This window comes from Myxococcus sp. AB025B (genome assembly GCF_006518215.1).
GTDB lineage: Bacteria > Myxococcota > Myxococcia > Myxococcales > Myxococcaceae > Myxococcus > Myxococcus fulvus.
Genome location: NZ_SRLW01000413.1, coordinates 1 through 6913, shown reverse-complemented (window position 1 = coordinate 6913; position 6913 = coordinate 1). Strand labels below are relative to the sequence as shown.

Annotated in this window: 5 protein-coding genes; 3 read left to right on the top strand and 2 right to left on the bottom strand. The window is 71.1% G+C overall.

The features are described 5' to 3' along the window. Positions 1-64 precede the first annotated feature (64 nt). Positions 65-883: a glycerophosphodiester phosphodiesterase gene (locus FL311_RS39420; RefSeq protein ID WP_141332797.1), complete on the bottom strand. Its 819-nt coding sequence runs from the start codon at positions 881-883 to the stop codon at positions 65-67. Between the two features lie 150 nt (positions 884-1033). Between FL311_RS39420 and FL311_RS39415 the strand changes: the two genes are divergently transcribed. The 3 genes from FL311_RS39415 to FL311_RS39405 all read left to right on the top strand — a co-directional run bounded on the left by FL311_RS39415 (position 1034) and on the right by FL311_RS39405 (position 6022). Beyond that, positions 1034-2113, top strand: coding sequence for a hypothetical protein (locus FL311_RS39415; RefSeq protein WP_141332796.1), 1080 nt, complete (start codon positions 1034-1036; stop codon positions 2111-2113). 204 nt (positions 2114-2317) lie between these two features. Further along, positions 2318-5059 (top strand): serine/threonine-protein kinase, encoded by a 2742-nt coding sequence (locus FL311_RS45700; RefSeq protein WP_228557387.1) that lies wholly within the window; start codon positions 2318-2320, stop codon positions 5057-5059. Positions 5060-5215: 156 nt separating this feature from the next. Continuing rightward, positions 5216-6022, top strand: a complete 807-nt coding sequence (locus FL311_RS39405) for a hypothetical protein (protein WP_141332795.1) — start codon at positions 5216-5218, stop codon at positions 6020-6022. 22 nt (positions 6023-6044) lie between these two features. On the opposite strand, the gene FL311_RS44515 is transcribed toward FL311_RS39405, so the two are convergent. Further along, a partial coding sequence (locus tag FL311_RS44515) for a hypothetical protein (RefSeq protein WP_141332794.1) occupies positions 6045-6913 on the bottom strand: 869 nt, incomplete at its 5' end.

Sequence of the window (6913 nt, the reverse complement as noted above, 5' to 3'; positions counted from 1 at the left end):
GGCTTCGGGGCAGCGGCCGGGGAGGGGGACGGGCGCGAGCTGGAACGAGGCATGGAACCGGGGCTTAACCCGCCTTGGTGGTGGCGTCCATTCGCTGCCTCAGCAGGTCCGGCCGGTCGGTCATGATGCCGCCGACCCCTTCTTCGATGAGGCGGGTCATCTCCGCCGCATCGTCCACCGTCCAGACGTTGACCCACTTGCCGCGCTCGGCGCACTCGCGCAGGAATTGCGCGTCCACCAGCCGCACCTCGCCGAAGTACAGCGGCATGTCGAGCACCGTGTAGCGCGGGTCCTCTGGCGGCGGCTCGCCGCTCCGCATCCCGATGACCAGCGCGGCCAGCGCTTCACGCGGATAGAAGTGACACGCGTCCGGAAGCCGCGCCGCGAGCCGCTCCCCCACGGCGTCCTGCTCGCTACCCAGGCAGACGCGGTCCACGGCGCCCTCGTCCTCGAGCAGCCGGGCGAGCAGCTCCTCCTGCCCGGGCACGTCCGGCTTGAGCTCGATGTTGAGGCGCAACTCCGGGAAGGCCCGCAGCACCTCTCTGAGTGTGGGGATGCGCACGCCCCGGCCCCGGAACGGGAACGTCTGGCCTTCATCCGGGGTGAAGCCATACCCCGCGTCCAATCGCTTCAGCTCGGAGAGCGTCAGCGCGGCCAGTTGTCCGATGCCATCCGTGCAGCGCTGCAATGTGTCGTCATGCGCCACGACGATTTCGCCGTCGCGCGTCACGTGCACATCCAATTCCAGCATGTCCGTGCGGAACCGTTCCACGGCCTGACGGAAGGCTTCCAACGTGTTCTCGGGCGCGAGCAGCGCGCCGCCGCGGTGCGAGATGTGCAGCGTGGGCCGCAGTCCTCGGAGAAAAGCGGGCGGGGCTCTCATGGGTTGTTCCCTGATTTCACGCGGGTGTCACCTGCGGGGGAGGGGGTTCCTTGCCGGCCCCCTCCGGGCGCCGGTATAAGGCCGACATCCTCGGACCGACCGGCGTCGACATCAACCCCTGGCGCCGCGACAAGAATGGAGAAACGAGAAATGCAACTGCGCAAGACGCTTGGCGCGGCGGCGCTGGTCGCCACGGCTGTACTGGCCTCCGTGGCGGGCTGCTCTGGTCGTGACGATGACGACAACGGTACGCCCGACTCCGGTCCTGGCTGCACGGGGGCATGTGGCGACGCGGGCCCCCCTGACGCGGGCCCTCCTGACGCGGGCCCGTCCTCGTGTCCGGCCCCGGTCAATGGCATGGGCCCCATCGGCGTGCTGCGCACCACCGCGGAGCGTGGCGACCGGGTCTCGCTGAACAACGTGGTGGTGACGGCGGTAAGCAACATCCAGAAGGGCAGCTCCGGTGACATCATCGCCCGCTTCTGGGTGGTGAGCCCGTGCTTCCCGAAGGAGGGCATCTACGTCGACAAGTACTACACCGACCACGAGACCACCGTCGCGGGCAAGTACGAGCCCGTGGTCGGCGACGTGCTGGACATCACGGGCCTGTACCGTGAGTTCCTCCCGGACGGGGACGACAACGTGCCCGCCGGCCGTGACGCGTACCGTCCGGTCATCAAGAACGACTTCCGCCTCAACGTGAGTGGCGCGACCGGGAAGATCGCCTTCAACAAGCGCGGCTCCGGCCAGGTGCTGGCGGACAACGAGGCGCCCGCGAACTTCGGCAACGCCGAGGGCGGCACCGCCCAGCCCAACCCCGAGTACGCCGGCTCGCGCGTCCACATCCCGGGCCCCATCACCATCACCAACGCCCGTCCCCCGGCCTTCCGTCAGTACCCGGATGATCCGACGAACGACAACTACCTGGGCTTCGAGGTGACCGGCGGCGTGCTGGTGGCGAACTACAAGACCTACCAGACCTGCGACCTGCGCGTGTCCGCGGATGATGGCGGCACGGTGACGTTCCCCAACGGCATCCGCGGCGTCTGGGAGACCTTCACCAACACCCCGTGCGTGGACGGCGGCACGACCACCACCGACGCCGGCACCCGCTTCACGTGCAACGACTACGGCGACGGCGTCATCCCCGGCACGGAGAACAAGTTCACCTACGTGCTGTACCCGATGAACTGCGACCCGGACATGGTCGGCACCGTCGCGGCGCCGTAGTTCCAGGCCCATCCCCCCGGGGATGATCCGCGCAGTCGCCGCCCCTCGCCCGTGCCGGGAGGGGCGGCTTCTTTTTGGACGGGCGCCCCAGGACGGTGTCCGCTACCGGTCGATGTGGGCCCCCGGCTCCCCCAACCCTTTGATTGTGGGTAAGCTCGGGAAAAGTCCAACCTGTCCCACCCTGTCAGACGCCTCGTTCCCTCCGTGAGCTCGCCCCAGACGGCCATCCCGTTCGGAAAGTACCTGCTGATCAAGCGGCTCGCCGTGGGTGGGATGGCGGAGCTGTTCCTGGCGCAGCGTCCGCCGGATCCGGAGCTCGTGGTCCTCAAGCGCATCCTCCCGTACCTGTCGGAGGAGCCGGAGTTCGTCCAGATGTTCCTGGACGAGGCGCGCATCGCCGCCCAGTTGCACCACCCCAACATCGTGCAGGTGCACGAGCTGGGGAAGGAGGGCGACAACATCTTCATCGCCATGGAGTTCGTGGAGGGCGTGGACCTCCGCCACGTGGTGCTGGAGGAGTTCAAGTTCGGGGCGACGGTGCCGTGCGGCGTGGCGGCGCGCATCTGCTCGCTGGTGGCGTCGGGGCTGGACTACGCGCACCAGAGCCGGGGCGTGGACGGCCGCCCGCTGGAGCTCATCCACCGGGACGTCAGCCCGCAGAACGTGATGATCGGCTACGACGGGCGCGTCAAGCTGGTCGACTTCGGCATCGCCAAGGCCGGCGCGTTCATGGAGCGCAGCAAGCCGGGCGTCATCAAGGGCAAGTTCCTCTACCTGGCGCCGGAGCAGGTGTCGCAGGAGCGGTTGGATCACCGCGCGGACATCTTCGCGCTGGGGACCATGCTGTACGAAATCACCACCGGCAAGCAGCCCTTCTCCAAGCCGACGACGGAGGGAATCCTCTACGCCATCCGCTTCGAGGACCCGACGCCGCCGCACCTCTTGCGCCCGGACTATCCGCTGGAGCTGTCGCGCATCGTCATGCGGTGCCTGACGAAGGACCGCAACCTGCGCTACCCGCGCGCGTCGGTGGTGCACGCGGAGCTGGAGGCGTTCCTCGCGTCGGGCTCGCTGCAGCAGAGCCTGGACGTGGCCGACTACATCGCGCGGCTGATGGGCGAGGAGGAGGAGCGCACCATCCTCCACATCCCGGTGTCCAAGCCCGCGGGCCGCATGAACGCCACCGTCCCCATGGCGGGCAACCGGGTGCTGGATTCGTCCATGCCCCAGCGCCTGCCGCCGCTGGAGGTCACCGGGCCCACGCTGTCCTCCACCACGCCCATGGCGGAGCCGGCGCCTGCTTCCGTGCCCGGGCTCACCGCGCGCCCCACGCCGCGTCGCAACTCCGCGGACGGGCTGCCCGCCGCCAGCTACCGGGACGAGCCCGAGCCGGCCACGCAGATGGCGCGCCCGCGCGAGCTGCCGAGCGGCGCCCGGAGCGCGCCCCCCGTGGACGAGGACGTGGACTCGGAGATGTCCACCGCCGTGCGCACGGCGCCCACGGGGTACTCGGTGCTGTCGCAGCTTCGGGACGAGGAGGACGAGGACGCCGGTGACGGCGAGTCCACGATTCCCCAGCGCAGCCGGGGCCGCACGCCGCCTCCTCCCGCGCGGCGCTCCAGCACGCACTCGGAGGTGTCCTCCGCGCAGCCGCGAGGTCCCATCACCCCGGAGCCGCTCACCGCGCCGCCCACGCCCGCCAGGCGCGCGGCGTCGGGGCCGCTGCCGGTGGAGCCGCCGCCTCGCGCTGTCGCGCCGCTGGAGCCTCCTCCCTCGCCGCGCGCGGCGGCGCTCGCGGAAGGGCCCGTCCCCCGCACGCCCACGGACGCGCGCGCGCGTCGCCTGTCCTCCCCGCCGGTGGCCGCGCCGCCGCGCCGCTCGCCCACGCCGGTTCCGCGGGACCTGGAGGACGGCCCCGGCGACATGACGATGCCCATCCGCCGCCAGTCGGTGGTGGACGCGGAGGCCTCGGTGTCGCTCACCACGCCCATGCGGCGCTTGTCGCCCCTGGACGAGGAGGCCTCGCAGTCGGTGTCGCTGACGACGCCCATGCGGCGCATGTCCTCGGTGGACGTGGAGACGTCCGAGTCGGTGTCGCTGACGACGCCCATGCGGCGCATGTCCTCGGTGGAACTGGAGCCGTCGGTGTCCATCACCCCTGCGACGGTGAGCCACCGCGCCGCCTCCCGGCCGCTGATGCCCGCGGCGCGCGCCTCGGCCGTGGCCGTGGGGGACGACGACGACCACTTCCACACCGACTCCAGCATGTCGGGCGCGCTCACCAGCCCCACGGCCTCGCTGCGCGATGGCGAGGACGACGAGTCCACCATGGGGTACGGCGGTGGCTACGACTACTCCGACACGAGCGCGACCCCCGCGCGCACCGGCTCGCGAGGGCTGGTGCTGGTCGTCGTCGGCGGGCTGCTCCTGCTGGCGCTGCTGAGCCTGGTGTGCTGGGGCCTCTACACCCGGCTCAAGGGCCCCACGCCCCTGTCCATCCCGCCGCGGGACCTCTCCCAGAAGGCGCTCGAGGAGAAGCCGTCGGCCGTCACGGTGCCGGTGCGCTCCGCGAATCCCGCGCCCGTCGCCGCCGCCCCGGTGGTCACCGCGCATCCCGCCGCGGGCATCGCCCCCGCGCCCTCGACGCCCGAGGCGCCGGCCGCGACACCGGGCGTCGCCGCCGCGCCCGAGCTCCCCGCGAAGGTCGAGCCCGCACCGCCTGCGCTGGTGGAGGTCCGCTTCGAGGGCCCCCCCAAGACGGTCCTGCGCCAGGAGGGGGGCGAGCGGCTGCCCGTCAATCGGCTCGTCAGCCTGCCCCCGGGCCCCCTCCGGGTCGATTTTGACTGCCCCGGCCGGAGGACCGGACGGGGGACGAAATCCTACCTCATCGAGCAGGCGAACCCGGGTCCGCTCGTGCTCCCGGTGCCCTGCAAGCCGCGTCGCTAGTCGGGACGGGCGTTTGCCCGTATGGGCGGGCCTCCCCCAGGAGCGGACAAGTGGGACCGGGTGGGCTTGAGTGCCATTAAGTCGTTGGATTTCCTAGGTTTTCCGCTTGGCGAACGCATTGCGGATGTCAGACGGGGCCGTAGAATCCGGCGCTCCATGGCGCGCCTCAAGAAGCAGAAAAACATCGTGACGAAGAGGAGTTACACGGCCGGGCGGGTAGTGCGACAGCTTCCTGTCGCGCCGGAACCGAACCGGCTCTTGAAGGTCTGGAGACGCGTGCTCGAACGCCGCCTCCGCACGCGTCTGCGCGCGAAGGTGGCGGTGGAGGTCCACGACAACACGCACACGATGCTGACCTTCCAACGTCAGCGAGCGATGTGGCGGCTTCGGCTGCACCACATGTTCCTGGCGGCGCCCGATGACGTGGTGCAGGCGCTCGCCAGCTTCGTGCGCAAGGGGGACCCGGAGGCGAGCGCGTTGTTGGACCGCTACATCGAGCGCAACCGCAGCTACATCCGGCGGCTGTCCCCGGCGCAGATGCGCAAGCGCATCCGGCTGGAGCCGACGGGGCGGACGCACGACCTGGAGCGCATCTTCGACCGGCTCAACGAGCGGTACTTCGGCCGGCGCATCGACGCGGCCATCACCTACGGGCCGGCGCCCCGGGTGAAGGGGCCGCGCAAGAGCATCAAGATGGGCTCCTACTCGGCGGACTCGAAGGTCATCCGCATCCACCCGGCGTTGGACCAGCCGGTGGTGCCCCGCTACTTCGTGGAGTGGATCGTCTTCCACGAGATGCTCCACCACATCTACCGGACCCGGCGGGGTGAGGATGGGCGGCGGTGCATCCATCCGCCCGAGCTCATGGAGCACGAGAAGCGCTTCCATGACTATTCGCGGGCCCAGGCCTGGGAGCAGGAGAACCTGGACCTGCTGCTGCGCGCCCGCGTCTCACCGGAGTGAGGCGCGGGGCCTCCCCGGGGCTTCAGGGGAGGATGAGTCCGCCTGGACTGCGCCGCTCCTGAGAGGGGGCGGCCTCGGCGGACGTGGTGGGCTCCCGGGCTCCGGGGGCTCGCTGGGTGGCGGTCTCGGCGCGGGCTCCCGCGGCCGCCACCAGGCCGACGACCTTCTCGAAGAGGCGCTCGGCGAAGCGGGAGAAGGGCTGGTCGGCGCCGTGGAACAGGCGCCGCGCCTCTCCCCGGGCCACGTCGGCCTCCCGGGCCCGCTCGGTGCGCTCGAAGAAGTCCGCCATCCTCCACAGGCGCAGGGCGTAGCGCCGGGCCATGTCCGGGGAGAAGAAGTCCTGGGCCACGGAGGCCACGGCGGACTGGAGCTGGTCCTGTCGCTGCACGTCGCTGAGGGCCAGGGGGCTGACGACGACTTCGTCCAGCTTCGCCAGCAGGCGCTTCACCACGGGCTCGGGCGGAAGCCACGCGGCCATCTCGGCCGTCTCGTGCAGGAGGTCGCCCTCGCGCGAGCGGCGGACGTCGTCGGGCTCGGGAGCGGGGAGGGTGGTGGGCTCGAGCTGCGGCTGGACGCCGAAGTGGCGCAGGGCGACGTCCAGGCCTTCGGGGAACGGGGTGTGGGTGCGCAGGTTGAGCCCGGCGGCCTCGGCAAGCAGGGCGGCGGCCTCGTCCACGGGCAGCTCCATGGTGCCTCCCTGCTCCAGGCCCTCCTTGATGACGCGGCGCCACGCGCCCCGGCCCTTCTCGCCCAGTTGGAGCTGGATGACGCCGTGCTCGTCGGTGAGCAGGGCCTGCACCACCTCGATGCCGCCGCCGCGAATCGCGCGGCCCAGGACGAGGGCCCGCTCGCCCCGGCCGGTGATGATGCTGGCGAGGGCGGGGAGGGCGT